The organism is Amycolatopsis ruanii, from assembly GCF_003385175.1.
Lineage (GTDB): Bacteria > Actinomycetota > Actinomycetes > Mycobacteriales > Pseudonocardiaceae > Amycolatopsis_E > Amycolatopsis_E thermalba.
In genome coordinates this window covers 110,824-136,338 of sequence record NZ_PQHY01000008.1, presented here as the reverse complement: position 1 = coordinate 136,338, position 25,515 = coordinate 110,824, and the positions used below count along the sequence as shown (strand labels likewise).

General features: G+C 72.1%; 24 protein-coding genes and 3 pseudogenes. 16 read left to right on the top strand and 11 right to left on the bottom strand.

Translation table 11 applies throughout. The features are described 5' to 3' along the window. The first annotated feature begins 5 nt into the window (after positions 1-5). The 6 genes from D0D28_RS06615 to D0D28_RS06590 all read left to right on the top strand — a co-directional run bounded on the left by D0D28_RS06615 (position 6) and on the right by D0D28_RS06590 (position 6,342). Positions 6-530 (top strand): MarR family winged helix-turn-helix transcriptional regulator, encoded by a 525-nt coding sequence (locus tag D0D28_RS06615; RefSeq protein ID WP_094004868.1) that lies wholly within the window; start codon positions 6-8, stop codon positions 528-530. 63 nt (positions 531-593) lie between these two features. Next, entirely contained in the window at positions 594-1,784 is a 1,191-nt protein-coding gene (locus tag D0D28_RS06610; RefSeq protein ID WP_094004869.1) for a homogentisate 1,2-dioxygenase, read from the top strand. Continuing rightward, positions 1,754-2,614 carry a hypothetical protein gene (locus D0D28_RS06605; RefSeq protein ID WP_116110072.1) on the top strand — a complete coding sequence of 287 codons (861 nt, stop codon included), beginning with the start codon at positions 1,754-1,756 and terminating at the stop codon, positions 2,612-2,614. The genes D0D28_RS06610 and D0D28_RS06605 overlap by 31 nt, the downstream gene beginning before the upstream one ends. After that, positions 2,611-3,792, top strand: a complete 1,182-nt coding sequence (gene fahA, locus D0D28_RS06600) for a fumarylacetoacetase (RefSeq protein ID WP_116110071.1) — start codon at positions 2,611-2,613, stop codon at positions 3,790-3,792. The genes D0D28_RS06605 and fahA overlap by 4 nt, the downstream gene beginning before the upstream one ends. Positions 3,793-3,989: 197 nt before the next feature. Then, positions 3,990-5,561 (top strand): molybdopterin-dependent oxidoreductase, encoded by a 1,572-nt coding sequence (locus tag D0D28_RS06595; protein WP_240323113.1) that lies wholly within the window; start codon positions 3,990-3,992, stop codon positions 5,559-5,561. A gap of 112 nt (positions 5,562-5,673) precedes the next feature. After that, positions 5,674-6,342: a fasciclin domain-containing protein gene (locus tag D0D28_RS06590; protein ID WP_116110070.1), complete on the top strand. Its 669-nt coding sequence runs from the start codon at positions 5,674-5,676 to the stop codon at positions 6,340-6,342. A 130-nt stretch (positions 6,343-6,472) separates the two neighbouring features. Here D0D28_RS06590 and D0D28_RS35525 read toward each other — a convergent pair whose 3' ends face one another. Beyond that, entirely contained in the window at positions 6,473-6,856 is a 384-nt protein-coding gene (locus D0D28_RS35525) for a hypothetical protein (RefSeq protein ID WP_162830996.1), read from the bottom strand. An 82-nt stretch (positions 6,857-6,938) separates the two neighbouring features. Here D0D28_RS35525 and D0D28_RS06585 point away from each other — a divergent pair, with 82 nt between their 5' ends. The 4 genes from D0D28_RS06585 to D0D28_RS35510 all read left to right on the top strand — a co-directional run bounded on the left by D0D28_RS06585 (position 6,939) and on the right by D0D28_RS35510 (position 10,384). After that, the gene (locus tag D0D28_RS06585; RefSeq protein WP_162830995.1) at positions 6,939-8,708 is read left to right on the top strand and encodes a caspase family protein; all 1,770 of its coding nucleotides are present in this window, start codon (positions 6,939-6,941) and stop codon (positions 8,706-8,708) included. A 104-nt stretch (positions 8,709-8,812) separates the two neighbouring features. Continuing rightward, a complete protein-coding gene (locus D0D28_RS35520; protein WP_162830994.1) occupies positions 8,813-8,965 on the top strand; it encodes a hypothetical protein in 153 nt (50 codons plus the stop codon). A 686-nt stretch (positions 8,966-9,651) separates the two neighbouring features. After that, positions 9,652-9,789: a hypothetical protein gene (locus tag D0D28_RS35515; RefSeq protein ID WP_158224409.1), complete on the top strand. Its 138-nt coding sequence runs from the start codon at positions 9,652-9,654 to the stop codon at positions 9,787-9,789. Positions 9,790-10,168: 379 nt separating this feature from the next. Beyond that, on the top strand, positions 10,169-10,384 hold the full coding sequence (locus D0D28_RS35510) for a hypothetical protein (RefSeq protein ID WP_094004875.1): 216 nt from the start codon (positions 10,169-10,171) through the stop codon (positions 10,382-10,384). Positions 10,385-10,411: 27 nt separating this feature from the next. Here the strand turns inward: D0D28_RS35510 and D0D28_RS06575 are convergent, their stop codons facing one another. The 3 genes and pseudogenes from D0D28_RS06575 to D0D28_RS06565 form a co-directional block, all read right to left on the bottom strand. Further along, positions 10,412-11,128, bottom strand: a complete 717-nt coding sequence (locus D0D28_RS06575; RefSeq protein WP_116110067.1) for an anti-sigma factor — start codon at positions 11,126-11,128, stop codon at positions 10,412-10,414. A 125-nt stretch (positions 11,129-11,253) separates the two neighbouring features. Then, positions 11,254-12,197, bottom strand: a pseudogene (locus tag D0D28_RS06570) (class I SAM-dependent methyltransferase); the annotation flags it as partial. A gap of 136 nt (positions 12,198-12,333) precedes the next feature. Continuing rightward, complete coding sequence (locus D0D28_RS06565) at positions 12,334-13,053, bottom strand: FadR/GntR family transcriptional regulator (RefSeq protein ID WP_094004877.1); 720 nt, start codon at positions 13,051-13,053, stop codon at positions 12,334-12,336. A gap of 146 nt (positions 13,054-13,199) precedes the next feature. On the opposite strand from D0D28_RS06565, the gene D0D28_RS06560 reads away from it, so the two are divergent. The 4 genes and pseudogenes from D0D28_RS06560 to D0D28_RS36580 all read left to right on the top strand — a co-directional run bounded on the left by D0D28_RS06560 (position 13,200) and on the right by D0D28_RS36580 (position 16,847). Then, a complete protein-coding gene (locus tag D0D28_RS06560) occupies positions 13,200-14,393 on the top strand; it encodes a fumarylacetoacetate hydrolase family protein (protein ID WP_116110066.1) in 1,194 nt (397 codons plus the stop codon). After that, positions 14,390-15,300: pseudogene (locus D0D28_RS06555) on the top strand (C-terminal binding protein). The gene D0D28_RS06560 and the pseudogene D0D28_RS06555 overlap by 4 nt, the downstream one beginning before the upstream one ends. Positions 15,301-15,316: 16 nt before the next feature. Then, positions 15,317-16,132 (top strand): annotated as a pseudogene (locus D0D28_RS36585) (aldehyde dehydrogenase family protein); the annotation flags it as partial. 241 nt (positions 16,133-16,373) lie between these two features. Next, positions 16,374-16,847, top strand: coding sequence for an aldehyde dehydrogenase family protein (locus D0D28_RS36580; RefSeq protein WP_240323112.1), 474 nt, complete (start codon positions 16,374-16,376; stop codon positions 16,845-16,847). Between the two features lie 30 nt (positions 16,848-16,877). Here the strand turns inward: D0D28_RS36580 and D0D28_RS06545 are convergent, their stop codons facing one another. Together D0D28_RS06545 and D0D28_RS06540 are read right to left on the bottom strand one after the other, a co-directional pair. Next, positions 16,878-18,044, bottom strand: a complete 1,167-nt coding sequence (locus D0D28_RS06545) for an MFS transporter (RefSeq protein ID WP_116110065.1) — start codon at positions 18,042-18,044, stop codon at positions 16,878-16,880. Between the two features lie 58 nt (positions 18,045-18,102). Beyond that, on the bottom strand, positions 18,103-18,681 hold the full coding sequence (locus D0D28_RS06540; protein ID WP_094004882.1) for a TetR/AcrR family transcriptional regulator: 579 nt from the start codon (positions 18,679-18,681) through the stop codon (positions 18,103-18,105). A gap of 173 nt (positions 18,682-18,854) precedes the next feature. Between D0D28_RS06540 and D0D28_RS06535 the strand changes: the two genes are divergently transcribed. Next, positions 18,855-19,736 (top strand): MerR family transcriptional regulator, encoded by an 882-nt coding sequence (locus tag D0D28_RS06535; protein WP_116110064.1) that lies wholly within the window; start codon positions 18,855-18,857, stop codon positions 19,734-19,736. Positions 19,737-19,796: 60 nt separating this feature from the next. Beyond that, positions 19,797-20,567: a crotonase/enoyl-CoA hydratase family protein gene (locus tag D0D28_RS06530; protein ID WP_116110063.1), complete on the top strand. Its 771-nt coding sequence runs from the start codon at positions 19,797-19,799 to the stop codon at positions 20,565-20,567. On the opposite strand, the gene D0D28_RS06525 is transcribed toward D0D28_RS06530, so the two are convergent. The 5 genes from D0D28_RS06525 to D0D28_RS06505 form a co-directional block, all read right to left on the bottom strand. After that, positions 20,564-21,277 carry a GAF and ANTAR domain-containing protein gene (locus D0D28_RS06525; RefSeq protein WP_094004885.1) on the bottom strand — a complete coding sequence of 238 codons (714 nt, stop codon included), beginning with the start codon at positions 21,275-21,277 and terminating at the stop codon, positions 20,564-20,566. The two genes, D0D28_RS06530 and D0D28_RS06525, sit on opposite strands and share 4 nt — an antisense overlap. A gap of 208 nt (positions 21,278-21,485) precedes the next feature. Then, positions 21,486-22,469, bottom strand: a complete 984-nt coding sequence (locus D0D28_RS06520; protein WP_094004998.1) for a CobW family GTP-binding protein — start codon at positions 22,467-22,469, stop codon at positions 21,486-21,488. A 35-nt stretch (positions 22,470-22,504) separates the two neighbouring features. Beyond that, on the bottom strand, positions 22,505-23,023 hold the full coding sequence (locus tag D0D28_RS06515; protein ID WP_233157187.1) for a zinc-binding dehydrogenase: 519 nt from the start codon (positions 23,021-23,023) through the stop codon (positions 22,505-22,507). 227 nt (positions 23,024-23,250) lie between these two features. After that, positions 23,251-23,928 carry a response regulator gene (locus tag D0D28_RS06510; protein WP_205413192.1) on the bottom strand — a complete coding sequence of 226 codons (678 nt, stop codon included), beginning with the start codon at positions 23,926-23,928 and terminating at the stop codon, positions 23,251-23,253. Beyond that, a complete protein-coding gene (locus D0D28_RS06505) occupies positions 23,925-25,484 on the bottom strand; it encodes a sensor histidine kinase (protein WP_116110062.1) in 1,560 nt (519 codons plus the stop codon). The genes D0D28_RS06510 and D0D28_RS06505 overlap by 4 nt, the downstream gene beginning before the upstream one ends. Positions 25,485-25,515: the final 31 nt, after the last annotated feature.

Genomic DNA, 25,515 nt, shown 5'->3' with positions numbered 1-25,515 from the left:
CGGTCATGGCTGAGGGCGAGCTCGACTTCTGGTCCTTCGTCGAGCTCGCCAACCGCCGGCTCGCCGGGGAGTTCGGCTTCCGGCACCAGCTCGCCACCGAGGTGCTGCTGACCCTGAACCGGGCCTCCAACATCGTCACCTACGACCTGGAGGCCAGCGTCCACCGGCCGCGCGGCCATTCCTGGTCGGCGTTCCGGCTGCTGTTCGTCACCTGGCTGGCCGGCCCCTTGGAGGCCAAGAAGGCCGCCGAGCTGACCGGCATGAGCCGCGCGGCGGTGTCCAACCTGGCGAAGACCCTGGTCGCGGACGGGCTGCTGGAGCGCGCGCCCGGCGAGCACGACGGCCGCTCGGTGCTGCTGTCGCTGTCCGAGCGCGGCCGGGCCGAGATGGTCGAGGTGTTCCGCGAGCACAACGAGCGCGAGCACGAGTGGACCAGCGTGCTCACCGAGGCCGAGCAGCGCATTCTCGTGATGCTGCTGGACAAGCTGATCACCAACCGCGACCAGTTCGACGTGCGCGGCCGCAACTGACCCTTGCGCGCCGGAGAAGTAGTACATACATTTACTACATCGGACCGGCAAGGAGGCGAGGTCATGGCGTACTACCGGCAGGTCGGTGCGGTTCCCCCCAAGCGGCACACGCAGCACCGCACGCCCGAGGGCGGCCTGTACTACGAGGAGCTGATGGGGGAGGAGGGCTTCTCCAGCGACTCCTCGCTGCTCTACCACCGCAACATCCCGTCGGCGATCGTCGATTCGACCGTCTGGGAGCTCCCGGACCTGACCACCGAGGCCAACCACCCGCTCCGGCCGCGGCACCTCAAGCTGCACGAGCTGTTCCCGGGCGAGGAGTGGAAGTCGCACGACGTCGTGACCGGGCGGCGGCTCGTGCTCGGCAACGGCGACGTGCGGATCTCCTACGTCGTCGCCGGGGAGGCGTCGCCGCTGTACCGCAACTCGATCGGCGACGAGTGTGTCTACATCGAGTCCGGTGAGGGTGTCGTCGAGACGGTGTTCGGCGTGCTGCCGTTCCGCCAGGGCGACTACGTGATCCTGCCACGCGCCACGACGCACCGCTGGGTGCCGGACGGCCCAGTGCGCGCGTACGCGATCGAGGCGAACTCGCACATCACGCCGCCGAAGCGGTACCTGTCGAAGTACGGCCAGCTGCTGGAGCACTCGCCGTACTGCGAGCGCGACCTGCACGGGCCCACCGAGCCGCTGCTGGTCGAGGGCACCGACGTCGAGGTGCTGATCAAGCACCGCGGCAGCACCGGGATTGTCGGCACCCGGTTCGTCTACCCGCAGCACCCGTTCGACGTCGTCGGCTGGGACGGCTGCCTGTACCCGTACACCTTCAACGTCAGCGACTTCGAGCCGATCACCGGCCGCGTGCACCAGCCGCCGCCGGTGCACCAGGTGTTCGAGGGCCACAACTTCGTCGTCTGCAACTTCGTGCCGCGCAAGGTGGACTACCACCCGCTGTCCATCCCGGTGCCGTACTACCACTCCAATGTGGACTCCGACGAGGTCATGTTCTACTGCGGCGGCGACTACGAAGCGCGCAAGGGTTCGGGCATCGGGCAGGGCTCGATCTCGCTGCACCCGGGCGGCCACTCGCACGGCCCGCAGCCGGGCGCCTACGAGCGCAGCATCGGCGTCGAGTACTTCGACGAGCTGGCGGTCATGGTCGACACGTTCCGGCCGCTGGAGCTGGGCGAGGGCGGCCGCGCGGCCGAAGACCCGGCGTACGCGTGGACCTGGGCCGGGCGGGGGCCCCGGTGAACACCGTGAACCTGTTCCGCGGATTCCTCGACGACGCGGCGGTGTTCCCGCCCGGGCTGAAACCCCTGGCGCGGGCGGTGCCGGACCACGCCACGCACCTGCGTGCGGGCTACGGCGAGCTGGTCGGCCCGCTGGTCCTGGCGGCGCCCGCGCTCGCCGAGCTGGACGCGGTCGTCTCCGAGCCGCTGGACCTGGCGGTGACCGCGCCGGGTGGCCCGGCCCAGCTGCCGGACGCTCTGGGCCGGGCCGCCGACCTGCCGGTGCGGCTGGCCGGGTTCGAGGTCGCGATGCCCGCCGAGTCGTCGGTGCCGGAGTTCTTCCGCGCGCTGGAGGTCGCCGGTGACGTGCCGGTGTTCGTCGAGGTGCCGCGGGACTCCCGCCGCGCCGAGGTGATCGCGACCTGCGCGAAGACCGGGCATTCGGCGAAGTTCCGCACCGGCGGGGTGCAGGCTTCGCTGTATCCGGGCGAGGCGGAGCTGGCCGCGGCGGTGCTCGCCGTGGTCCGCGCGGGCGTGCCGTTCAAGGCGACGGCCGGGTTGCACCACGCGCTGCGCAACACCGACCCGTCGACCGGGTTCGAGCAGCACGGTTTCCTGAACCTGCTGCTGGCGACGGCGGCAGCCCGGTCCGGCTCGTCCGAGGACGAGCTGGTCGCGTTGCTGGCGGAGCGGGACGGATCCCGGGTGGCCGAGCTGGTGTCCGAAGTGGACCCGGGTGCGCGCGAGTCGTTCCGCTCGTTCGGGACCTGCAGCATCGACGAACCGGTGGCCGAGCTGGTGGACCTCGGACTGGTCCCGGCTTCGGCGCTGGATGGAGGAGTGACGGCGTGACCACGATCGACATCCCCGAGGGGTCGCTGTTCGGGCTGGACAACCTGCCCTACGGCGTGTTCTCCACGCGCGGGAGTGCACCGCGGGTCGGCGTGCGGGTCGGCGATTCGGTGGTCGACCTGGCGGTGGCCCTGGGCGAGGAGGTGTTCGCGCGGCCGTCGCTGAACGCGTTCATGGCGCAGGGGTACGACCGGTGGGTCGAGGTGCGGTCGCGGATTTCTGCGCTGGTCGCCGGGGACGTGCCCGCGGAGGCGGTGTTCGGAGTGTCCGAAGTGGAGCTGCACCTGCCCGTCGAGGTCGCGGACTACGTGGACTTCTACGCGTCCGAGCACCACGCGTCCAACCTGGGGCGGCTGTTCCGGCCGGACGCCGAGCCGCTGATGCCGAACTGGAAGCACCTGCCGGTGGGCTACCACGGGCGGGCCGGGACGGTCGTGGTGTCGGGGACGGACATCGTGCGGCCGTGCGGGCAGCGGAAGGCGCCGGACGAGCCGTCGCCGACGTTCGGGGAGTGCCGCCGGCTGGACATCGAGGCCGAGCTGGGGTTCATCGTCGGCGTGCCGTCCGGGCTGGGGACCGCGGTGCCGACGGAGGACTTCGCGAAGCACGTGTTCGGCGCGGTGCTGGTGAACGACTGGTCGGCGCGGGACATCCAGGCCTGGGAGTACGTCCCGCTGGGCCCGTTCCTGGGCAAGAGCTTCGCCACGTCGATCTCGCCGTGGGTGGTGCCGCTGCTGGCGCTGGAGGCCGCGGGCGTGCCGACGCCGGAGCAGTCGCCGGTGCCGTTGCCGTACCTGCGGGAAAGCGAGCCGTGGGGGCTGGACGTCGCGTTGTCGGTGTCATGGAACGGGCAGGAGGTCAGCCGCCCGCCGTACCGGGAGATGTACTGGTCACCGGCGCAGATGCTGGCGCACATGACGGTCAACGGCGCGTCGTCGCGCACGGGCGACCTGTACGCCTCGGGCACGATCTCCGGCCCGGCGAAGGACCAGCGGGGCGCGTTCATCGAGCTGACCTGGGGCGGCAAGGAGCCGGTCACGGTCAACGGCGAGGAGCGGACGTTCCTCCTGGACGGCGACGAGGTGGTCATCTCGGCCACCGCCCCGGGCCAGGCGGGCCGCATCGGCTTCGGCGAGGTGCGGGGCCGGATCCGGCCGGCCACGGAGGCCAAGCGCTGAGGCGAGGGCACCCCGGCTCGCGCTGGGGTGCCTCCCGGCGGTGACCGCTCGATTCACCCGGATCAACGAAAACGGTTGAGCTCCCAGGCGTCCGGCAGCGGCCGGCCGGTGCTCGTGACGGCGGTCACAGTCACCACCATTCCGGGCGAATTCGGCGCGGCACCAATACTCGCGGGCCTCCGTGGCGAATGCCGAGTATGGCTGAGACCGGAACACCGCCGCAGGCACCGTCCGCTCCACCCGAACGGGTGCGGCTGAGAGCGTGGGTGGCCGCGCTGTGCGGCGTGCTGGCGCTGGTCGCGGCGCTGGCGGCCGGGCACCTCGTCGCCGGGTTGATCGCGGTGAACGCCTCGCCGTACCTGGCGGTGGGCAACGGCGCGATCGATCTGACGCCGGTGGAGCTGAAGGACTTCGCCGTGCGCACCTTCGGCACCTACGACAAGCTGGTGCTCCTGGCCGGCATGGCGCTGGTGCTGGTCGTGGTGTCCGCGCTGGCGGGGCTGGCCTCGCGCCGTTCGGTGTGGCCGGGCGCGGTGGTGATCACCTTGTTCGGTGTCGTCGGCATCGTCGCGGTCGCCGCCCGGCCCGACCTCGGCGCGGCGGCTCTGCTGGCACCGCTGGTGAGCCTGATAGCCGGCGCCGCGGTGTTCGTGGCGCTGCACCGCGCCGCCCGTCCCCGGGCGGTTTCCGCCGCTACGGGCACGTCGCGGCGGGCGTTCCTGACCACCGGGGCCGGCGTGGTGGTGGGCTCGGCTCTGGCCGGGGTGGGCGGTCAGGCACTGGCCGGCTCGAAGAACGCGGCGGCGTCGCGGGCGGCGGTCGGCCCGCTCGTCCCCGCGCGGACGGCACCGGCCATCCCGGCCGGCACCGATTTCGCCGGGCTCGGCACCCCGTCGTTCCTGACGCCCAACCCCGAGTTCTACCGGGTGGACACGGCGCTGACCGTGCCGCAGGTGCGCGCCGAGGACTGGTCGTTGCGGGTGCACGGCATGGTCGGCCGGGAGAAGCGGTACAGCTACCAGGACATCCGCGACCGCCCCCTGGTCGAACGCACGATCACGATGACGTGCGTGTCCAATGAGGTCGGTGGTGCCTACGTGTCGACCGCGAACTTCATCGGCATCGACTTGGCCGATCTGCTCGAGGAGGCCGGTGTCCAGCCGGGCGCGGAGCAGTTGTTCGCCACCAGTGTGGACGGCTGGACCTCCGGCACACCCGTGCCGGCGGCCCTGGACCGCGAGCGTGGCGGAATGCTGGCGCTGGGGATGAACGGTGAACCGCTGCCCCTGGAGCACGGGTTTCCCGCGCGCCTGGTCATTCCCGGCTTGTACGGGTACGTGTCGGCCACCAAGTGGGTCACCGATCTGGAGGTCACCACCTGGCGGGCGCGGCGGGCGTACTGGCTCAACCGCGGCTGGGGCGAGCAGGCTCCGATCAAGACCCAGTCGCGCATCGACTTCCCCAAGGGTTTCGCCACCCTTCCGGCCGGAACGGTGCGCATCTCCGGGGTGGCGTGGGCGCAGCACACCGGCGTCGCCCGCGTCGAGGTGCGCGTGAACAACGGACCCTGGCAGGACGCGACGCTGTCCCGTGAGGTCAATGTGGACACCTGGCGGATGTGGTACGCCGAGATCACGGTTCCCGCGGGCACCCATCAGGTGAGCTGCCGGGCAACCGACCGATCGGGCTACACGCAGACGCAGGAGCGCGTCGGCACCGTTCCCGACGGCGCGACCGGCTGGCACACGATCTCCTTCACCGCCAAATAAAAAAAATCGAGCCCGGTCCAATCCGGAACCCGGGCACCGCCGAATACCCGATGACAGCAGGGCGCGCATCCACTCGCGTGGCCCCGCCAATCCCGAAATGGAGTGATTCCTCGTGAAGACTGCCCGCTACGCCGGAGCCGGCCTCGCCGCCGCCGCGATGTTCTCCCTCGCCGCCTGCGGCAGCAGCGGTGACGACTCCGCCTCCAGCCCGAGCAGCCCCACCACGGCGCCCTCGGGCTCGATGTCCGCGCCGATGTCGAGCGGCGCGGCCACCGGTGTGACCACCAACGCCGACGTGTTCGGTCCGGCCTGTGGCCAGCTGCCGCAGGGCAACGCGCCGGGCTCGCTGGACTCGATGGGCCCGCAGCCGGTGGCCAGCGCGGCCTCCACCAACCCGCTGCTGACCAAACTGGTCGCCGCGGTCAAGGCGACCAACCTGGTCGACACCCTCAACAGCCAGGAAGCCATCACGGTGTTCGCCCCGGCGGACAGCGCCTTCCAGGCCCTGGGTGACGCGAAGTTCAACGAGCTGGCCCAGAACCCGTCCCAGCTCGCCCCGATCCTGCAGTACCACGTGCTGCCGCAGCGCTACGACGCCAAGGGCCTGCAGGACGCCGCCACGGCCCAGACGCTCAACACCGACGGCGGCTCGGTCAAGATCGCCGGCAGCGGCGAGAACATGACCGTCAACGGCGCCAAGGTGCTGTGCGGCAACATCCCCACCAAGAACGCGACGGTCTTCGTCATCGACACCGTCCTCACCCCCGGCACGAACAAGTAAGAACCCGGCAGTACCACTCCGAGCCCGGACCGCCCTCACGGCGGTCCGGGCTTCGGTCATGTCCGGGACCAGCGTCTGGCACCGCCTCCCGGCGAACCGCCGATGCCCCTCCGAGCACGGCCGTTGCTGATCAGTTCTGGCGGTCCTGCCGAACTGCGGTGATGAACGCGTCCACCAGTTGCTGTTGCTGCGCGGGTTCGGCGTCGGACAGTTCCAGGACGTGGTCATCGATGGTGATGCTCACCCGGCGGCCCCGCCCCCGAGTGATCCACCCTCTCACGATCTGGGTGAGCCCCGTCAGCGCGGCGCTCAGCACCGCCGAGTCGGCGAGGGCGACCACCAGGCCGCCGACGCTGTCCACGCTTCCTTTGGCGCCATCGGGGGCATGTCCGTCGCGCGCATATTCGACGTCGTCGACGTCGGCAGCCAGGAGTTCGTTGCGGAGCAATCGGGTCAAACGTTCTCGTTCTTCGAGATCGCCGTCCTCGGCCTCGACCTGCACCACCGCACGCACCAGCACGTCCTTTCATCCGGAACGACCCCAGGATGCCACAACCGGCAACGAGCTGATCACGGAACTTGTACGATCGTCGGCGTTGACTGCTCGGAAGCGGAGGTTCGGCGCGGTGGGGGAGCGGAGGATCGGGCTGGTCATCACGACCGACACCTACGCCGACGAAACGTTCCGCCAGCTCGACGCGCCGAAGGCAGACGCTGAAGCGCTCCAGGCCGTCCTGGCGGACCCGCGCATCGGGAGGTACGACGTCACTCTGCTGCACAACGCAGCCGAGCATGAGGTCCGTATCGCGATCGACGACCTGTTCTCCGAAGCCCGGCCCGACGATCTGGTGCTGCTCTACGTCTCGGGGCACGGCGTGAAGGGCGATGACGGCCGGCTGTATTTCGTCATGCGGAACTCGAACTCGCGGCGGCTTCAGTCTACCGCCATCGACGGGGACTGGGTGCGCGAGCAGATGGAGCGCAGCCGTTCCCGCCGCATCGTGGTGCTGCTGGACTGCTGCTACGCGGGTGCGTTCCTCGTGAATTCACGGCACAGGACGGGCGAGCGTGTCGACGTGGTGCCCCAGTTGCGCGGACGGGGCCGGGCGGTGATCACCTCGTCGTCCGCAGTGCAGTATTCGTACGAGGTCACCGCCGGTGCGACCCCGACCGTGACCGGGTCCGCGACACCGTCGATCTTCACCGGGGTGTTGGTCGAGGGCCTGCGCACCGGTGATGCCGACAAGGACAACGACGGCCTCGTTGATGTTGAGGAGTTGTACGACTACGTCTACGACCACGTTCGACAGTCCGGTTCCCCCCAGCGACCGCAGGCCGAGTTCGGCATCGAGGGCACCCTGTACATCGCAGCTTCCCCGGTGCCGGGGACCAGCGGTTCTCATCCGGCCGACGTCGTCGACCTGGTCGCCGGCAATTCGAACCTGAAGCTGGCGCTGCTGGAGGGAATCGAGCTGCGTGGAGGGGCGGGCGAAGGTGACGAGGAGGTGCTCGCGCGCCTGGCCGGTGACCCCGAGCCGGCAGTGGCCGCGCGTGCTCGAGCATTGCTGACCGGGCCCTTGTGGGCGGGTGCCGATCCGCTGCCGGGAACCGAGGGCCACCCGATGCCGGGGCAATCAGGGCTGGTCGAGTGGGCGAGGACGACGGCTACGTCCTTGACGACGGGCGGTGCATCCGCGACGGCCGGCAGTAGAACGGCGGGAGATGAACTGGGTGCTGCGGCGGCATGCGCTGTCTTCGCCATCGGTGTGGTGGTCTGGTTCTTCAGCGTGCTCGCCCCGTTCGTGCTGGGAAGCGCGTTCGGTCGGATAACCGACCTCACGGGGCTCGGAATCGGCAACATCGCCGCGCTGGTCGTGAGCGTGTTCGTGGTCGGCCTTTCCTTGTCCGGTGTCGCGTCGTTCTGGTGGACCCAGGGGGACTTGGACATCTACCCCTCGCAACGACTACTTCCCGGCCTCCTCGTCGCTGGTTCCGCCTCGGCGGGTGTGATGGGCACCGGTTGGCTCGGCGCCGGTACAGTCACTCTGCTCGGGCTCGCGCTGGCGGGAGCGGTGTTCGCCGATTCCGAGGACGTCTTGGCGCCGGTTCCCGCGATTGCCCTGGCGCTCTTCACCGGGGTGTGTCTCGCCGTGTTCCCGTTGCCGGTTCCCCTGTGGGCGATTGTGCTGGGCATCGCGGCTGTCGCGGGCACCACCGCTGCCATGGTCGAGTTCGCTAAAATGTACTGGACGCTCTGCTTCATCATCTGCGGACTGATGGCGTACCTGCATGTGCAGCAACCGCACTGGCGGTGGCTGGATGAGCTGGGCCGAACCGTGATGAACTGGTTGGTCTGGCGATTCTGATGTCGTGCACCTTGGTGTTGGTCCACTGTCTCATCTCCGGACCTCGCTACGGAGGCGACGCTGGCCCTGATGCCGGATCTGCATTCGACAGCGCCGCGCAGAGCATGCTCGCCGCCGCATCCCGTCTCGAACGCGCCCGGGATCTGCTGCTGGGACAGGAGCCACCGGTCGACGGCGAGGACGAGCAGACCGAGCCAGTGGACTCGCTCGGTGCCGGCAACGAGGAGTCGGCCGCAACCAAGCGGACCTGGCGGTGACCGACGCTTCCGCTGCGTTCACCACCCTCGGCGTGGCGCTGATGCCCAGTGGTGCCCTCGTGCAGGTGATGAAGGCGATGCAGCCGCAATCCGACCATCGCCGAGGTGTTCGACGGCCGAGCGGAGGAGGCGATCCCCTTGGCCTGGGTGCACGAGCACAGGGCGAAGACCTGCCCCATGGCTGCCCGCCTGCCGACGACCGAATTCGCCGAGCTGTTGAGGCTGCACGGCGTACTTCCCGAATGGACAAGGAGCGGTCGGAACATGTCCGCGGCTGCCTCAGCCCCGGACACCGCCCCGCTCTACCTGGGTTACGGCAACGCCTGCCTGTGATTACGCCCGGAATAGGGGCTTCTACGGCTGGTACGCACGTGGGCGCTCAGGTGGCTTGTGAAGCAGCGCGAAGCGGCGGAACATGACCGGAGGTCGCGGATCCAGGCAGCAGTGCTCCGGAAACGGCGTGCGTACGAAGAGCTGAGGCATGCTGCAGCAGGAGTCCGGTCGCACGTCCCCGTCGATTTGCCCAGAAGCGCTTGGGCCGCCGGGCATTTTGGCAGGCGCGGGGACCTCGGCGGCGGTTCTGACCATGGCAACTACGTGCAGCGACGTGACCAACTCATCGAGGCGCATCGGCAGCGGGTGCTCGAGCTGTCGGTGCCGTTACTCGCCGCCGTGGACCGCATACGTTGGTCATCGACGCGATCGGTGCCGGCGAAGTCGACGCTGAGGTCTCGCGGCATTGGGCGTCCGGCGGGGCTCATGGCGTCGTCAGCTACGCCACCGTGGCGACCGAGCTCGGCGCCGTTCTGGGCATGGCGTTCTGAAGAACTGCAGTTGCCCAGGACGTGGCGTCTCGACCAGCTGGCGAGGTCCCGTCGGGCCTGCTGTCGCTGGCGTCGGCAGGCGTGGCCGTCAAGAGTTGATCGCACGCGGTTCCGATCGGCCTGTCGACACCGGCGGCTGGCCGCTTTGGCTTCCCGGACGTACTAGGGATCGACCCTGTTGTGCGTCGTCGCATGCGGTCACGCCGACCAGCCGTCCCCGAGTTGTTCCGGGCCACTCACCGGACCAGCCCGGGGCAAGCCGGCGGGGGGTGGGTGGCGAATCACCTGTAGGCCGCTACGAACCGGGTGTCCACCGTTCGGCACCGCGGTAGCGACTCCAGCCCCTCAGCGGAACCGCCATGTCCATCGTCATCCAGCCGTGTCCCCCGTCCGCTCGGTACTACTCCGAGGTACTGGCCTGCCGGTCCTCGCCGATCCCCTGACCGGCGAGGTCAACCACCAGCTCGTCCGCTCGATGCTCGTCGCGCCCATCGTCGCCCTGCCCGGGCAGTGGCTGGTCCCGCCGCCGGCCGGGCGGTGCCTGCCGCCGTGGGCCGCCGTCGTCGGGGCCGTGCGCCGGACCGGGTCCTGGTGACACACCGGACGATCGCCGGCCAACCGCTCAGCCGAGGAACACCATCGCGGCCGCGGGATTGGTGGGCTGCACGGAGCCCGGCGCGGGTTCGGCGGTGATGGCGACGCGGTTGGTGTCCGGGGGCAGCGCGACGAGCAGCGGCTGCCACTGGTGGGGGGTCTCGGCGGTGAGCACACCGGCCGACCGCGCCGCCGCCGGCCCCAGGAGCCAGACCTGGTAGGTGCGAGCCGGATCGAGGGGCGGCAAGCCCGCCAGCACCACAGCCTTGCCGTGGAGGCGGGACGCCACGACCCGGGCCCGGTCCGTGTGGCCGGCGTCGTAGCGCGTGGCCGCGTCCGGGGCGCCGAGCACCGTGTTGACCTCGCTCAGGTGCTGCTGCGCGGCGGCGAACTCGTCGCGTTGCTGGCCGGCCGTCTGGATGCCGAGCCCCGCGGCCACCATCGCCGCCGCGGCGGTGGGCAGGACCGCGGCGCGGGCCATCCGGCGAGCCGTGCGCCGGGACGGCCACGACCGCGGCGCGGACTGGCGCACCCGGGCGACGCTGCGGAGAACCAGCCCCTTCATGCCAGGGGGTGGGGTTCGGGCGGCCGCGGCGGCCAGCCGGGCGGCGGTCGTGCGGAACCCGGCGACCTCGGCCTGGCACGCGGGGCAGCCGACGAGGTGTTCCTCGAAGCGCGCGAGCTCTTCGGGAGGGAGCGCATCCAGGGCGTAGGCGCCGGAAAGCGCGTGCAGGTGGCCGGTCACGTCGGTCCTTTCGCGTCGGTCTGCCACGGCAGCAGGGAGACCACCACCGGTTTTCGCGATTCGGTGCCGCGGCCGCCCCGGATTGCCGGTGTTCCCCGCTCGCCCTCCCCGGTGTCGCGCGCGGTTCAGGGCTTGCCGAGGCCGAACTGGACGACGTCGAGGTACCGGCCGCGGAACCCGGCTTCGGAGTAGGCGAGGTAGAACTCCCACATCCGGCGGAAGGTGTCGAAGCCGAGTTCGGTGATGCGGGGCCAGGCGTCGAGGAACCGCTGCCGCCACAGGCGGAGCGTGCGTGCGTAGGAATCGCCGAGGCTGCGCCGGGTGCCGATGCGCAGCCCGGTGTGGCGGCCGACGGCGTCGGTGATCGCTTCCCGGGACAGCAGCTGCCCGCCGGGGAAGATGTACTTGTGGATCCACGTGTAGGAGTGGCGGGTGGCGAGCATGCGGTCGTGCGGCATGGTGATGGCCTGCAGCCCGATCCGGCCACCGGGAGCCAGGAGCCGGTCGAGCGTGGCGAAGTAGGCGGGCCAGTACTCTTCGCCGACCGCTTCGATCATCTCGACGCTGGCGATGGCGTCGTAGCTGCCGTGGGCCTCGCGGTAGTCGGACAGGACGACCTCCACCCGGTCCGCGACGCGGCCTCGGCGAGACGCTTGCGCGCCAGCGTCTGCTGCTCGGCCGAGATGGTGAGGGTGGTGACCTGCGCGCCGCGCTGCGCGGCGCGCAGGGCCAGTTCGCCCCAGCCGGTGCCGATCTCCCGCAGCCGGGTGCCGTCGCGGACTCCGGCCAGGTCCGGAATGCCGTCGATCTTGCGCCGCTGCGCGGTCGCGAGGTCGTCGGTGTCGCCGGCGAACCAGGCTGAGGAATAGGTCATGGTCTCGTCGAGGAACTCGGCGAACAGCTCGTTGGACAGGTCGTAGTGCCGCGAGATGTTGGCCTGCGCCCCCGAGATGGTGTCGCGTTCGCCGGCCGGTTTGCGGGCGTCGGCGAACCGGCGCAGCGCCTGGAGGGGTTCGGGCACCAGGGTCGCCATGCGCGCGGCGAACGGGGCCCGGACGTCGGCCAGGTCGTCGCCGGGCAGCGGCAGGCGCATCCGGTACCGGCCGTGCACGGGCAGGAACGGCGAGACGGAGAACTTCTTGTCGATTTTTGTATGATAATCGGACCTTAGGGTGGGAGTCGCGTGTCGCGCAAGAGGGCGGGGGTCAGGTGCGGGCCGGGACCGCCTGGTTCTCCGCCAGCAGGCGGTCCCGGTGCCGCATGACGCGGCGCAGGTGGTTCTCGGTGGCGAAGCGGGCGCGTGACGGGTCGCCGGCGGCGATCGCCTCGGCGATCTGGACGTGCTCTTCCAGGGTGTTGGCCGCTTCGGACGGGTATCCGGGCCCGGTGCGGTAGGTGTCGCGCAGGAACCCGTTGAGCGGGCGGATCACCAGGGAGAAGAACGGGTTGCCGCTCGCCTGCGCCACGATTTCGTGGAACCGCAGGTCGGCGTCCAGGAATTCGTCGCGGGCCTCGGGCCGGCCGAGCGCGTCGGCCAGCCGGCGGTTGGCGTCTTCGAGGTCGGCGAGGTGCTGCTCGGTCCGCCGCGCCGCGGCCAGTTGCGCCATCTCGACCTCGAGCACCAGGCGCAGTTCGAGGAGCTGGGCGAACGAGCCCTCGCTGCGGCGCATCAGCAGGCCGTACTGCTCGGCGATGAGCCGTCCGTCCAGCTCCGCGACGGCCATGCCGCGACCGGGCTTCACGGTGACCAGCCCGCGCTGGATCAGCAGCCGGGCCGTTTCCCGCACCACGGTGCGCGACACGTCGAAGCGGCGGGCGAGTTCGGCTTCCGTCGGGAGCCGCTCGCCGGGTGCCAGCCGCACGATCTCGTCCTGCAGCTTGTCCGCGAGGGTTTCCGACAGGCGCTTGTGGAGTGCTTCGGCCATTCGGCGATCGTACGATAAACCGCGCTGCGCGGTTCCTCCTGTGCGCCTCCGTGGCGGAGAATCGGCCCGATTGACGGCATCTTTGTACGATGATAGGACGTTAACGGCGCCCGGATGTGGCGCGCGACGAGGAGGGCTGCCGATCCATGAACCTGCACGCCTACTCCGGGGCCGTGCTCCCCGCCGACGCCGCGCGGGCCACCCTGGTGGCCCGCGTGTTCGATCCCGCGGTCGGCGGGCCGTGCGTGGCGGCGGTCCGGGGCGACCGCGCCGTCGACCTGACCCACGTCGCCCCGACGGTCTCCGAACTGCTGGACCGGCACGACGCGGTCTCGCTCGTCCGCGGGCACCAGGGCGGCGGGCACTGGGAGCTGTCCGCGCTGATCGAGGCCACGCTGCGGCGCGACCGGAGCGTTCCCCACCTGCTCGCCCCGGTCGACCTGCAGGTCCTCAAGGCGGCGGGGGTGACGTTCGTCCGCAGCATGCTCGAGCGCGTGATCGAAGAGCGCGCGAAGGGGGATCCGGGCCGGGCCGAGGAGATCAGGTCCCGGATCGCCGAGGTCGTCCGCGGCCGGATCGCCCAGCTGCGCCCGGGGTCGCCGGAGGCGGCCCGCGTCAAGGACGTGCTGGTCGAGGAGGGCTTGTGGTCCCAGTACCTCGAGGCCGGCATCGGGCCCGATCCGGAGATCTTCACCAAGGCGCCCGTCCTGTCCGCCGTGGGCACCGGTGCCGAGATCGGCGTGCTGGCCCGCTCGACCTGGAACAACCCGGAGCCCGAGCTGGTGCTCGCGGTCAGTTCGTCCGGCACGCCGGTCGCCGCCACCCTGGGCAACGACGTGAACCTCCGCGACTTCGAGGGACGCAGCGCGCTCCTGCTCACCGAGGCGAAGGACAACAACGCCTCCTGCGCGATCGGCCCGTTCCTGCGGCTGTTCGACGACGGCTTCACGCTGGACGACGCGCGAGCCACCGAGGTCGCGCTGGACATCACCGGCAGCGACGGGTTCACGCTGCACGGCGTCAACCCGGTGAGCGAGATCAGCCGGGACCTCACCGACCTGATCCGGCACGCGCACGGAGCCCACCACAGCTACCCCGACGGGTTCGTCCTGTTCACCGGCACGATGTTCGCGCCGATCGAGGACCGCGGCGAACCGGGGCAGGGCTTCACCCACCGGCGGGGCGATGTCGTCGCGATCAGCTCGCCCGCCCTCGGCACCCTGGTCAACGTCGTCACCACCGCGGAAGCGGCCGCGGACTGGACCTTCGGCATCCGGGCGCTGATGGCGAACCTCGCCGGGCGCGGCCTGTTGCGCGGCGCGGTGGAGGTGGGCTCGTGACCCGGGTGGTCGTCACCGATCACGCCTTCGGCGGGGTGGCGGACGAGGCCGCCGTCGCCGAGCGCTTCGGCGCGGAGTTCTCGGTGCACGCCTGCCGCAGCGAGGACGAGACGATCCGGGCCGTGGACGGCGCCGACGTGGCGTTCGTGAACTTCGCCCCGGTGACGGACGCGGTGCTCGCGGCGATGGCGCCCGGCGCGACGGTGATCCGCTACGGCATCGGCTACGACAACGTGGACGTCGCCGCGGCACGGGCGCGCGGGATCTCGGTGGCCACGGTGCCGGACTACGGCAGCGACACCGTCGCCGACCACACCGTCGCCCTGCTGCTGACGCTGCTGCGCAGGATCCCCGCATACGACCGCCGCATCCGCGAGACCGGCTGGTGCGCCCCGCGCGATCTCGGCTCGATCCCCGGCTTCGCCGACACCACGGTCGGACTGGTCGGCCTGGGCCGGATCGGGCTCGCGGTGCACCGCAGGCTCGCCGCGTTCGGTTTCCGCGTGATCGCGCACGATCCCTACGCCGAGCCCGCCGACGGGATCACCCTCACACCGACTTGGACACGCTGCTGCGCGAGTCGCACGCGGTCTCGCTGCACGCACCGCTGACCCCGCGGACGCGGCACCTGCTCGGCGCCGCGGCGTTCTCCCGGATACGCGAAGGGGCGGTCCTGGTCAACACCTCGCGTGGCGGGCTGGTCGACCACGACGCGCTCGCCGGGGCGGTGCGGACGGGCCGGGTGGCCGCGGCCGCGCCGCGGACTCGCCGCTGCGCGATTTGCCGCAGATCCTGTTCACCCCGCACGCGACGTGCTATTCGGACAGTTCGCCGGCCGCGCTGCAACGGCTGGCCGCCGAAGAGGCCGAACGCGCGCTGGCCGGGAAACCGTTGCGCTGCCCCGTGACCGGAGGAGGTGGCCGATGAGCCGCGCGATCGATCCCCGCACCGGAGCCGCGATCGGCCCGGAGATCGCCGACACCACACCGGATCGGATCCGCGACGTGTGTTCGCGCGCGGGGCGCGCCGCGCCGTGGCTGGGCGGGCTCGCCTTCCCGGAGCGCGCCGCGCTGCTCGCGGCTCTCGGCCAGGCGCTGCGCGACCACTCCGACGAGCTCGTGGCACTGGCCGATGCCGAGACCGCGCTCGGCCGGCCGCGCCTCACCGGCGAGCTCGCCCGCACCGCCGCGCAGTTCGACCTGTTCGCGGAGGTCCTCCGGGACGGCGCGTTCTGCGAGGCCACGCTGGACGGTCCCGACCCGCAGGCGGTGCCCCCGCACACCGATCTGCGCCGCATGCTCGTCCCGCTGGGCCCGGTGGCGGTCTTCGCCGCGTCCAACTTCCCGTTCGCCTTCTCGGTGGCCGGTGGCGACACCGCGAGCGCCCTCGCCGCCGGCTGCCCGGTCGTCGTCAAGGCGCACCCCGGGCATCCGGGGTTTTCGGTGCGCACCGCGGAGATCCTGACCGCCGCCCTGACCGACGCCGGTGCCGCCGACGGTGTGCTGACCCTGGTGCACGGCGAGGCGGCGGGCCGGGCCCTGGTGGCGGATCCGGCGGTCACCGCCGTCGCGTTCACCGGCTTGCCCGGCGGTGGCCGCGCCCTGTTCGACATCGCCGTGGCGCGGCCCGATCCGATCCCGTTCTACGGCGAGCTGGGCAGCGTCAACCCGGTCGTGGTGACGGCCGCCGCGGGAGCGGCCCGGCCGGACGAGATCGCGGACGGCCTGGCGGGCAGCGCGATGCTCGGCAGCGGGCAGTTCTGCACCAAACCCGGGCTGGTGTTCGTGCCCGAGGCGGCCGGCCTGTCCGGCCGGGTCGCGGAGCGGGTCGCCGCGGCGGAGGTCGCCCCGCTGCTCACCGCGCGGATCGAAGCCGGATTCCGCGAGGGCCTGCGACGACTGCTGAACGTCCCGGGAGTGCGCGCCCTGCTGGACGGGGCGGGAGCCGGCCGGCGGCGGGCACCGGGTGGCCCCGCAGGTGGTGACCGCCGATGCCCGGACGTTCCTGGCCAACGCCGCCGTCCTGACGGAGGAGTGCTTCGGCCCGGTGACGGTTCTCGTCACCTACTCCACCGAGGAGGAACTCGCGGCCGCGCTCGCCCGCGTCCCGGGGTCGCTGACGGGCACGGTGCACGCCGAGCCGGACGACCCCGGCGCCGCCTCCGCCGTGGCGGCGCTCGGCGCCAGGGTCGGGCGTCTCGTCCACAACGGCTGGCCCACGGGCGTGGCGGTGACCTGGTCGCAACACCACGGCGGCCCGTGGCCCGCGACGACGGCCGTCCTGCACACGTCGGTGGGCGCCACGGCGATCCGGCGGTTCCTGCGTCCCATCACCTACCAGGACATGCCCCAGCCGCTGCTGCCCGCCGCGCTCCGCGACGGCAACCCGCTCGGCATCCCGCGCCGGGTCGACGGCGTGCTGACCACGGGCGGGAATGCCGGGCGGACAGGCTGATCCGGCCGCGAACCGCTGCTGCCCGTCCGGTCAGGCGCACGGCTGCATGGCCGGCGCGGGTGCCGGGCGGCGCAGCAGTTCGGGCAGCACGGTCAGCAGGCCGAGGGCCGCGAGCCCGGCGCCCAGCCACAGCGGCGCACGCAACCCGGAGGTCTCGATCACCAGCCCGCCGAGCGAGGACCCGAGGATGACGCCGAGCGTGATGAACGACGAGTGCACCGTGTTGACCAGCGGGCGGGCGTTGCCGGCGCGCTGCACGCGGGTCACCATCGCCGGGTTCATCGTGACGCCGACCAGCCCGATGCCGAGCATCGCCACCACCGCCGGCGCGGGCAGGTCCGCGAGCAGGGCGAACGCGGCGAGGAAGACGAGGTTCAGCGCGAGACCGGTCACCAGGACGGGCACCGTGTGCCGGTCGGCGAGCCGCCCGACGACCAGGTTGCCGACCACGGTGGCCGCGCCGTAGGCGACCAGCAGCAGCGGCACGGTGCTGCCGGCGAACCCGGTGACCTCGGTGAGGATCGGCGTGAAGTAGCTGAACGCGGAGAACGTGGCGCCGATGACGAGCGTGCTGGTGGACAGCGCCAGCCACAGCCGCGGGGTGCGGAACACGCCCAGCTCCTCGCGGAAGGTGCCACCGTCGGCGGACGGCGCGAGCGCGGGCACCCCGGCGAGCGTGGCCAGCGCGGCGGCCGCGGCGAGTGCGCCGATCGCCCAGAACGCGGCGCGCCAGCCGAAGTGCTCGCCGACGACGGTCGCCAGCGGCAGGCCGAGCAGGGTACCGAGCATCAGGCCGTTCATCACCACGGCGATCGCGCGGCCGCGCACCTCGGGGCGGGTGAGCTGCGCGGTCAACGAGACGGCGATGCCGAAGAACGCCTGCGCGGCGACGCCGGTGACGATGCGGGCGGCCAGCATCGTGCCGTAGTCGCTCGCGGTGGCGGCCAGGACGTTGCCGGCCAGGAAGATCGCGAACAACACCATCAGCGCGGTCTTCGGGTTCTGCCGCATCAGGGCGACGGTGAGGACCGGGCCGCCCGCGGCCATCGCGACCGCGAAGGCGGTGATGAGGTAGCCGATCTGCGGAACCGTGACGCCCAGCCCGCCGGCGAGCTGGGGCATCAGGCCGGCCACGACGAATTCGCTGGTGACCATCGCGAACACGCCGAGGCTCAGCAGGTAGATCGCGCGCGGCATGCGCACTCCTTCCATAGACAACTGTTCGTTCCAAAAAGCGGCCCAGCCACGAGGGCTGTCAGGAGAGCAGGGACAACGCCTGGTCCACGGCTTCGTCGAGGCGGCGGGCGTCGTCGGTCTTGCCCACGACGCGGATGCCCTGGACGAACGTGACCAGGAAGCGGGCCAGCGCGCGCGGATCCTTGTCCGCGGCGAGGCCGCCCTCGTGCTGGGCGCGGGTGAGGGTGCCGGCCAGCGCCGCCTCCAGTTCCCCGAAGGCGATGTCCACGCGGCGCGCCGCCTTCGCGTCGCGGGGCAGCAGTTCGGTCGCGGTGTTGGTGACCAGGCAGCCCTTGCGGTCGGTGTCTTCGTGGCACTCGGCGGCGTAGCCGCGGACGAAGTCGCGGACCGCGTCCAGCGCCGGGCCGGGCCGGTTGAGCGCGGTCATCGTCTGGACGCCGCGCATCTCGCAGTACCGGTCCAGGGCGCGCAGGTAGAGGTCGTGCTTGCTGTCGTAGGTGGCGTACAGGCTGGCGCGGTTGACGCCCAGGTGGCCGACCAGGTCCTGCATCGAGGTGGCCTCGTAGCCCTGGCGCCAGAACAGCTCCAGCGCGGCGTGCAACGCGGCGTCGGGGTCGAACTCCTTGGTCCTCGCCATGACCGGGAGCCTAGCGTATTGCCAACCGATCGTTCCAGTAACCCTCGTCCGGACGAGTCACGCCGGCCGGTGATCGAGTTGATCGGCAACCGCGCGCGGCCGTGATGTTGCACAATCGAATGATGGATCCGCCGGTGCGGCGGTGACCGGAAGTCATCGGGAGGCGTGAACTGATGAGCCGCACGGGGCAGGCCGCGCGCGAAGCGGTACCGCCCGAAGCGGTGCTGACCCCCGCCGCGGTGGCGAGCCGGCTCGGTGTCGCGGTGGCGACCCTGCGGAGCTGGGACCGCAGGCACGGGCTGGGGCCGAGCTCCCGCGAACCGGGTCGGCACCGCCGGTACACGGTCGGCGACCTGCGGCGCCTGGAGCGCGTGGTGCACCTGGTGCGTCAGGGCGTGCCGGTGGCGACGGCGGCCGCGACGGTGAGCGCGGGCGCCACCCTGCCGATCGCCTCGCCCGCCCAGGTCCCCGATCGGGTGGCGAGCCGGCGGCGGCGGTCACTGCGCGGAGCCGCCGAGAAGCTCGACCCGGACGCGTTCCGCCGCATCGTGGTCGGCTTCCTCGACCGGCACGGCACCGTGGACACGTGGCAGAAGCTGCTCGTGCCGTTCCTGCAGGAGCTGGGTGAGCGGTGCGCGGAGCCCGGGGGACCGGTCGAGGTCGAGCACCTCGCGACCGACGGGATCATCGCCGCACTGCACGCCGTCCCGCCGGGACAGACCGGATCGGCGTCGGTGCTGCTCGCGTGCGCGCCCGACGAGCAGCACTCGCTGCCGCTGGAGGTGCTGCGGCACGCCCTCGCCGAGCGCGGCCGCGGCACGATCTCACTGGGCGCGCGGGTGCCGCCCCGGTCGCTGCTGACGACGGTCACGATCCGCAAACCCCCGGCGACGGTGGTGTGGGCGCACTCGGCGGAGCTGGCGCGCCAGGTACCCACCGGAGAGCTGACCGGCACGCGCCTGTTCGTGGCGGGCCCCGGCTGGGACGCGGTGCCGCTACCGGACGGGACGCGGCAGTTGCGCACCCTGGCCGAAGCGGTGGAGGCGCTGGCCTGACCGGTGCCCGGCGACGCCGGGCTGAGTGACAAGGCGGCGACCGTGTGACAGCGTGACCGCATGATCGAACCTGCCGTCCGGGTCGAGCGCGCCGGCCCGGTGCACACCGTGATCCTGTCGCGTCCGCACGCGCGCAACGCCGTCGACGGGCCGACCGCCCAGGCCCTGCTGGAGGCGTTCGAGGCGATCGACGCCGACCCGTCCGCCGCGGTCGCCGTGCTGTGGGGCGAAGGGGGCACGTTCTGCGCCGGCGCCGACCTCAAGGCGGTGGGCACCGAGCGCGGCAACCGCCTGGGCGAGGACGGTCCCGGGCCGATGGGGCCGACGCGGCTGCGGATGGGCAAACCGGTGATCGCCGCGGTCGCCGGGCACGCCGTGGCCGGCGGGCTGGAGCTGGCGCTGTGGTGCGACCTGCGGGTGGCCGCCGAGGACGCGGTGTTCGGGGTGTTCTGCCGCCGCTGGGGCGTGCCGCTGATCGACGGCGGCACGGTGCGCCTGCCCCGGCTGATCGGCGCGAGCCAGGCGATGGACCTGGTGCTGACCGGCCGCCCGGTGCCCGCGGACGCCGCGGCGAGGATGGGGCTGGCGAACCGGGTCGTGCCCGCGGGCACCGAGCGGGCCGCGGCGGAGGAACTGGCGGCGGCGATCGCGAAGTTCCCGCAGACGTGCCTGCGCGAGGACCGGTTGTCGCTGCTGGAGCAGGACGGGCTGGACGAACGGGCCGCGATGGCGAACGAATGGCGGCACGGCATGGTCTCCCTGGCCGCCGACGCGACGAGCGGAGCGCAACGCTTCGCGGCGGGCGAGGGCCGGGGCGGATCGTTCGGCTAGTTGCCGTCGTTGATCGCGTTGTTGGTGCCGGTCACCAGCCAGCGGGCGACCTCGTGCAGTTTGCGGTTGGTGTTCTGCGAGGCGCGGACCAGCAGGTCGAAGGCCTGGTCGTCGGTCACCCGGTGGCGTTCCATCAGGATGCCCTTGGCCATCGAGATGACGTCGCGGGATTCCAGGGCGTTGCGCAGCTGCGCCTGGGCACGCGACCCGGCCAGCGCGACGGCGGCGTGCGCGGCGAACAGGCCGCAGACGTGCTCGGCGGACTCGTCGAACGCCTCCCGCGCCGAGGAGAACAGGTTGAGCGCGCCGAGCAGGGTCTTCCCGGTGAACAGGCGGACGGCGAGCATCGAGTTGACGCCCAGCGCGGCGGCGGCGTCGCCGAACTTCGGCCAGCGCACGTCCGCCGCGATGTCGCCGGTGCGGTAGGTGATGTCGGCGAACACCGCGTCCACGCACGGCCCCTCGCCGAGCTCGTGCTGAAGCTCGTCGAGGCGGGCCACCCGGTCACTCGACGGGGCGACGGTCGTCAGGTTCCCCGCTTCGAGCAGGGAGATGCCCGCGTCCTCGGTGCCCGGCACGGTCGTCGCCACCGCGTTGACGATGGTCGCGACCGTCCGCTCGACGTCCGGCTCCGGTTCGAGCGTGCGCACGACGGCGCTGAGCGCGTCCGCGAGCTCGAGGTCGGCGGGCTTGATGAGTTCGTCGGTCACCTGGACAGTCTTATGCATGCGCGCGGGCGGCGACAGAGGCTGCCCCGTCTTTCATCCCAGGGCCCCGCCACGACCCCGGCGAAGGTGGTGAGCCGCCTTGATCCACGCCGCCTCGCGACCGCGTCCTCGTCGTACGCTGACGCCCGTCCGCCGGGCCAGCTCGCCGATCCTCATTCCACCTACGACGAACCGGACAGCCCGGGCATTCCTACTCGCAGTACTTCAGCAGCGGCAGGATCGCCCGCTCGGTCAGCGCCGCGGGGTCCGGCTCCGCGCACGCCGCCAGCCGCGCCAGCAGGTCGTCCTCGTCGAGGCCGGTCCCGATCAGCACCAGCCGCGTCGCCGGCGCCTCCGCACCCCACGGCGACCGGTGGAACCGCAGGTACGGGCCGACGGTCTGGAGCAGGAACCGGTCCTGGTGACCGGGCACGCCGAAGTGCACCGGCCCCTTCATGCGGTACAGCCCGGCCGGCCGCTCGGTCAGAAAAGCCAGCAGCCGCCGCGGGTGGATCGGCGTGTCACTCGAAAACTCCACACTGCGGTAGGCGTCGTGCAGGTGCACGTGATCGTCGCCGTCGGAGTGCCGCAGGTCGTCGAACGACAACTGCCGCGCCACCGGCTCCCGCACCCGCGCGTCGAACAACAGGCCCGGGTCGATCGCGCCGAAGGAGGCACGCACCACCGGCCGCCCGTCGCTGACCTTGCGGACCAGCTCCAGGACCCCGGGATCGTCGCACCGGTCGATCTTGTTCAGCACCACCAGATCGGCGAACCGCAGGTGCTCGTCCAGCTCGGGGTGGCGCACCCGGTTGGCCGCGAACTCGGCCGCGTCCACGACCTCGACCAGTCCGCCGTAGGCGATCCGCGGGTTCTCGCTGGCCAGCAGCATCCGGACCAGGTCGCGCGGCTCGGCGAGACCGCTGGCCTCGATGACGATCGCGTCGATGCCCAGCTCCGGCTCGGCCAGCCGCGCCAGCATCCGGTCCAGGCCCGCGGTGTCGACCGCGCAGCACAGGCAGCCGTTGCCCATCGGCAGCATCGCGTCGACCTGCCCCGCCACCGCCAGCGCGTCCACGTTGATGCGGCCGAAGTCGTTGACGATCACGCCGATGCGGTGGTCGCGGGCGTGCGTCAGCAGGTGGTTGACCAGTGTCGTCTTGCCCGAGCCCAGGTAACCGGCGACCAGGACCACGGGAATCGCCTCGGAAGTGCTCACCGCGCAACACCCTAGGGCACCACGACGAGCTTCCCGGTGGCCCGGTCGTCCTCCATGCAGCGGTGCGCGGCGACGACGTCGTCCAGCCCGAACACGCGATGCAGGTTCGGCCGGCAGCGGCCCGCCTCGACCTCGTCCACGATCCGCTGCAACACCGCCGCGCTGCCCTGCACGGTGCGGCTGTGGAAGGCCGTGAGCCGGGTTCCGGTCGGGATCATCGCGATCGGTTCCAGCTCCGGGATCACCCGCCCGCTGAGCGAGCCCGCCACGCACACCGTCCCGCCGCGTCGCGCCACCTGCAGCGAATCCACCGCCGTGCCCGCCCCGACCAGGTCCAGCACGTGGTCCGGGCCGCAGGGCCAGATCGCGTGCACGGCCTCGGCCGGCGACCCACCGGAGTCGAAGTGCAACCGCTCGCCTGGCACCACCCCACGCGCGCCCCGCGCGGTCAGGTACGTCCCGGGCAGCGCGGCCAGGACGTCCCAGGCAGCGTCGTCCTGATCGGCGGCCAGCACCCGCGGGAACACCACGCCCGGGGAATGCCCCTGCCGGGTCCGCAGCTCCGACCGGTGCAGCCCCGCACCCGCACCCGCACCCGCACCCGCACCCGCGCCCGCACCCGCACCAGGCTCCAGCCCTCCCGCACCGCGGGCACCGGCAGTTCCCGGATCTCCAGCACCTCCGGGCCACCCGTCCGGCAACAGACCCCCGCACGCATCGTCCTCCTCACCGACGAGCACGACACGCTCTCCGACGCTCAGCCGCGCCAGTGGTACTGCCGCTCCGGGCGGCCCGTCCCGCCGTAGCGCAGCCGCACCTCGGCCCGTCCGGCGGCGACGAAGTGCTCCAGGTACCGCCGGGCGCTGGGCCGCGACAGGTCCGTCACGCCCGCGCACTCGCTGGCCGACAGCCCGTCCGGGTGCGCCTGCAACGCCTGCCGCACCAGCTCGGCCGTCTGCTCGGTCAGCCCCTTCGGCAGCGCTTTCGGCGTGCGGGCGCCGAAGACGGCGTCCACGTCCTCCTGCCCGGCGGTGCTGCGCTGCGCCAGCCGGTGCAGTTTCCGCCGCAGCGTGGCGAACTCCGCCAGCTGCGCCTGCAACGCCGACGACGAGAACGGCTTGATCAGGTAGTGCAGCGCGCCGCCGCGCAGCGCGCCCCGCACGGTCTCCACGTCCCGCGCGGCCGTGATGATCAGGACGTCGATGTCCTGCGTCGCCGGGTCGGCCCGCAGCTGCCGCAGCACCGACAGCCCGTCCACATCGGGCAGGTAGATGTCCAGCAGCACCAGGTCCGGGTGCAGCTCGCGCGCCGCGCGCAACGCCTCGGCGCCGGTGTGCGCGACCCCGGCCACGGTGAACCCGGGCGTGCGCGCCACGTATCCACTGTGGACCTTCGCGACCATGAAGTCGTCGTCCACCACCAGGACCCGCATCACCGCGGCACCTCCGCCCGCGTCGGCAGGACCGCGGTGAACACCGCGCCGTCGGCGTTGTGCACCGCCACCGAACCGCCGCGCCGCAGGCAGGTCTGCCGGGTCAGCGCCAGCCCGAGCCCGCGCTGGCCGCCGTGCTCGGCGGCCTTCGTGGTGAACCCGTGCGTGAACACCTCGGTCGCGATCTCCGGCGCCACCCCGGGCCCGGAGTCCCGCACCACCACCGACACCGCCCCGGCGTCCTGCCGGATCTCCACCTCGATCCAGTCGCCGTCCCGCCCGGCCAGCGCGTCCAGCGCGTTGTCGACGAGGTTGCCGACCACCGTCACCAGGTCCGCCGACAGCTGGCCGTCCACATCGTCCAGCCGCGTGCCCGGCGCCAGCCGCAGGCCCACGCCCCGCTCGGCGGCCAGGCTGGCCTTCGCGATGAGCAGCGCCGCGACCGCCGAGTCGGCGATGTGCGCGGTGACCTCCTCGTGCCACTTCGTCTGGGCCTCGCTGACCAGGTCGACGTAGTGCCGCACCTCGTCGTACTCGCCCAGCTCGATGAGCCCGGCGATGGTGTGCAGGCGGTTGCTGAACTCGTGCGCCTGGGCGCGCAGCGTGTCCGTGGCCCGCGAGGTCGCCTCCAGCTCCTCGCGCAGCGCGGCCAGCTCGGTGCGGTCCCGCAGCGTCACCACGGCGCCGCGCGCGATCGGCATCCGGTTGAGCGCCAGCACCCGCCCCGCCCGCAGCCCGATCTGGTCGACGCCGTGCGCCCGGCCGGTGAGCACGTCGGTGAGCCGCTCGTTGAGCCCCAGCTCCTCGACCGGCCGTCCCACGCAGTCCGCGGGCAGCGCCAGCAGGTCGCGGGCCTGGTCGTTGACGAGCGTGACGCGGTGCTGGTCGTCCAGGCCGAGCACGCCCTCCTTGATGCCGTGCAGCAGCGCTTCCCGGTGCTCGGCCAGCGCGGTGATCTCCCGCGGCTCCATGCCCAGCGTCTGCCGTTTCACCCGCCAGGTGAGCAGCAGCGACCCGGCGACCCCGACGACCGTGGCGATGCCCAGCATCGTCAGCGCGGCGCTGGGCGAGTTCGCCACACCCTCGAAGAAGCCGGGCGTCTCGGTGCCGGCCGCGACGATCCCGACGATCTGCCCGGCGTCCCCGATCACCGGCACGTGCGCCACGAGCTGCGCGGAGATCTCGCCGACCCACGCGCGGCCCTGCAGCACCGTGCTCGCGCCCAGCGGCAGCCGGGTGCGCAGCTGGTTCGGGTCGGGGGAGGTGAGGACGATCCGGTCGGGCGCGGCGATGATCACCGAATCCGCGCCGGACAGCGTGCGTGCGCTCTCGGCGAAGGCCGGCAGCGCGTCCCGCCGGATCGGATCGGCCAGGCTGGCCCGCACCCCGGCGGTCGCGGCGACCTGTTCGGCGACCGCGAGCAGCTTGCGGCCCTGCGTGTCGGTGAACGTGCGGTCGGACTGCACGGCCGAGTAGCCGAACACGCACGCGAGCAGGGCGAACACGATGATCAGCTGCCAGCCCAGCAGCTGGCGGGCCAGCGATCCTTGCGCACCCACGCCCCTCACTATCGCATCCGCGCCGCCCGAT

Coding starts and splice junctions, on each gene's coding strand:
- D0D28_RS06545 (WP_116110065.1), bottom strand. CDS start 18,044: ATGCCGCGCGCGATCTACCTGCTGAGCCTCGGCGTGTTCGCGATGGTC.
- D0D28_RS06530 (WP_116110063.1), top strand. CDS start 19,797: ATGATCGAACCTGCCGTCCGGGTCGAGCGCGCCGGCCCGGTGCACACC.
- D0D28_RS06540 (WP_094004882.1), bottom strand. CDS start 18,681: ATGGCGAGGACCAAGGAGTTCGACCCCGACGCCGCGTTGCACGCCGCG.
- D0D28_RS06535 (WP_116110064.1), top strand. CDS start 18,855: ATGAGCCGCACGGGGCAGGCCGCGCGCGAAGCGGTACCGCCCGAAGCG.
- D0D28_RS06565 (WP_094004877.1), bottom strand. CDS start 13,053: ATGGCCGAAGCACTCCACAAGCGCCTGTCGGAAACCCTCGCGGACAAG.
- D0D28_RS06610 (WP_094004869.1), top strand. CDS start 594: ATGGCGTACTACCGGCAGGTCGGTGCGGTTCCCCCCAAGCGGCACACG.
- D0D28_RS06615 (WP_094004868.1), top strand. CDS start 6: ATGGCTGAGGGCGAGCTCGACTTCTGGTCCTTCGTCGAGCTCGCCAAC.
- D0D28_RS35520 (WP_162830994.1), top strand. CDS start 8,813: ATGCTCGCCGCCGCATCCCGTCTCGAACGCGCCCGGGATCTGCTGCTG.
- D0D28_RS06560 (WP_116110066.1), top strand. CDS start 13,200: ATGAACCTGCACGCCTACTCCGGGGCCGTGCTCCCCGCCGACGCCGCG.
- D0D28_RS06595 (WP_240323113.1), top strand. CDS start 3,990: ATGGCTGAGACCGGAACACCGCCGCAGGCACCGTCCGCTCCACCCGAA.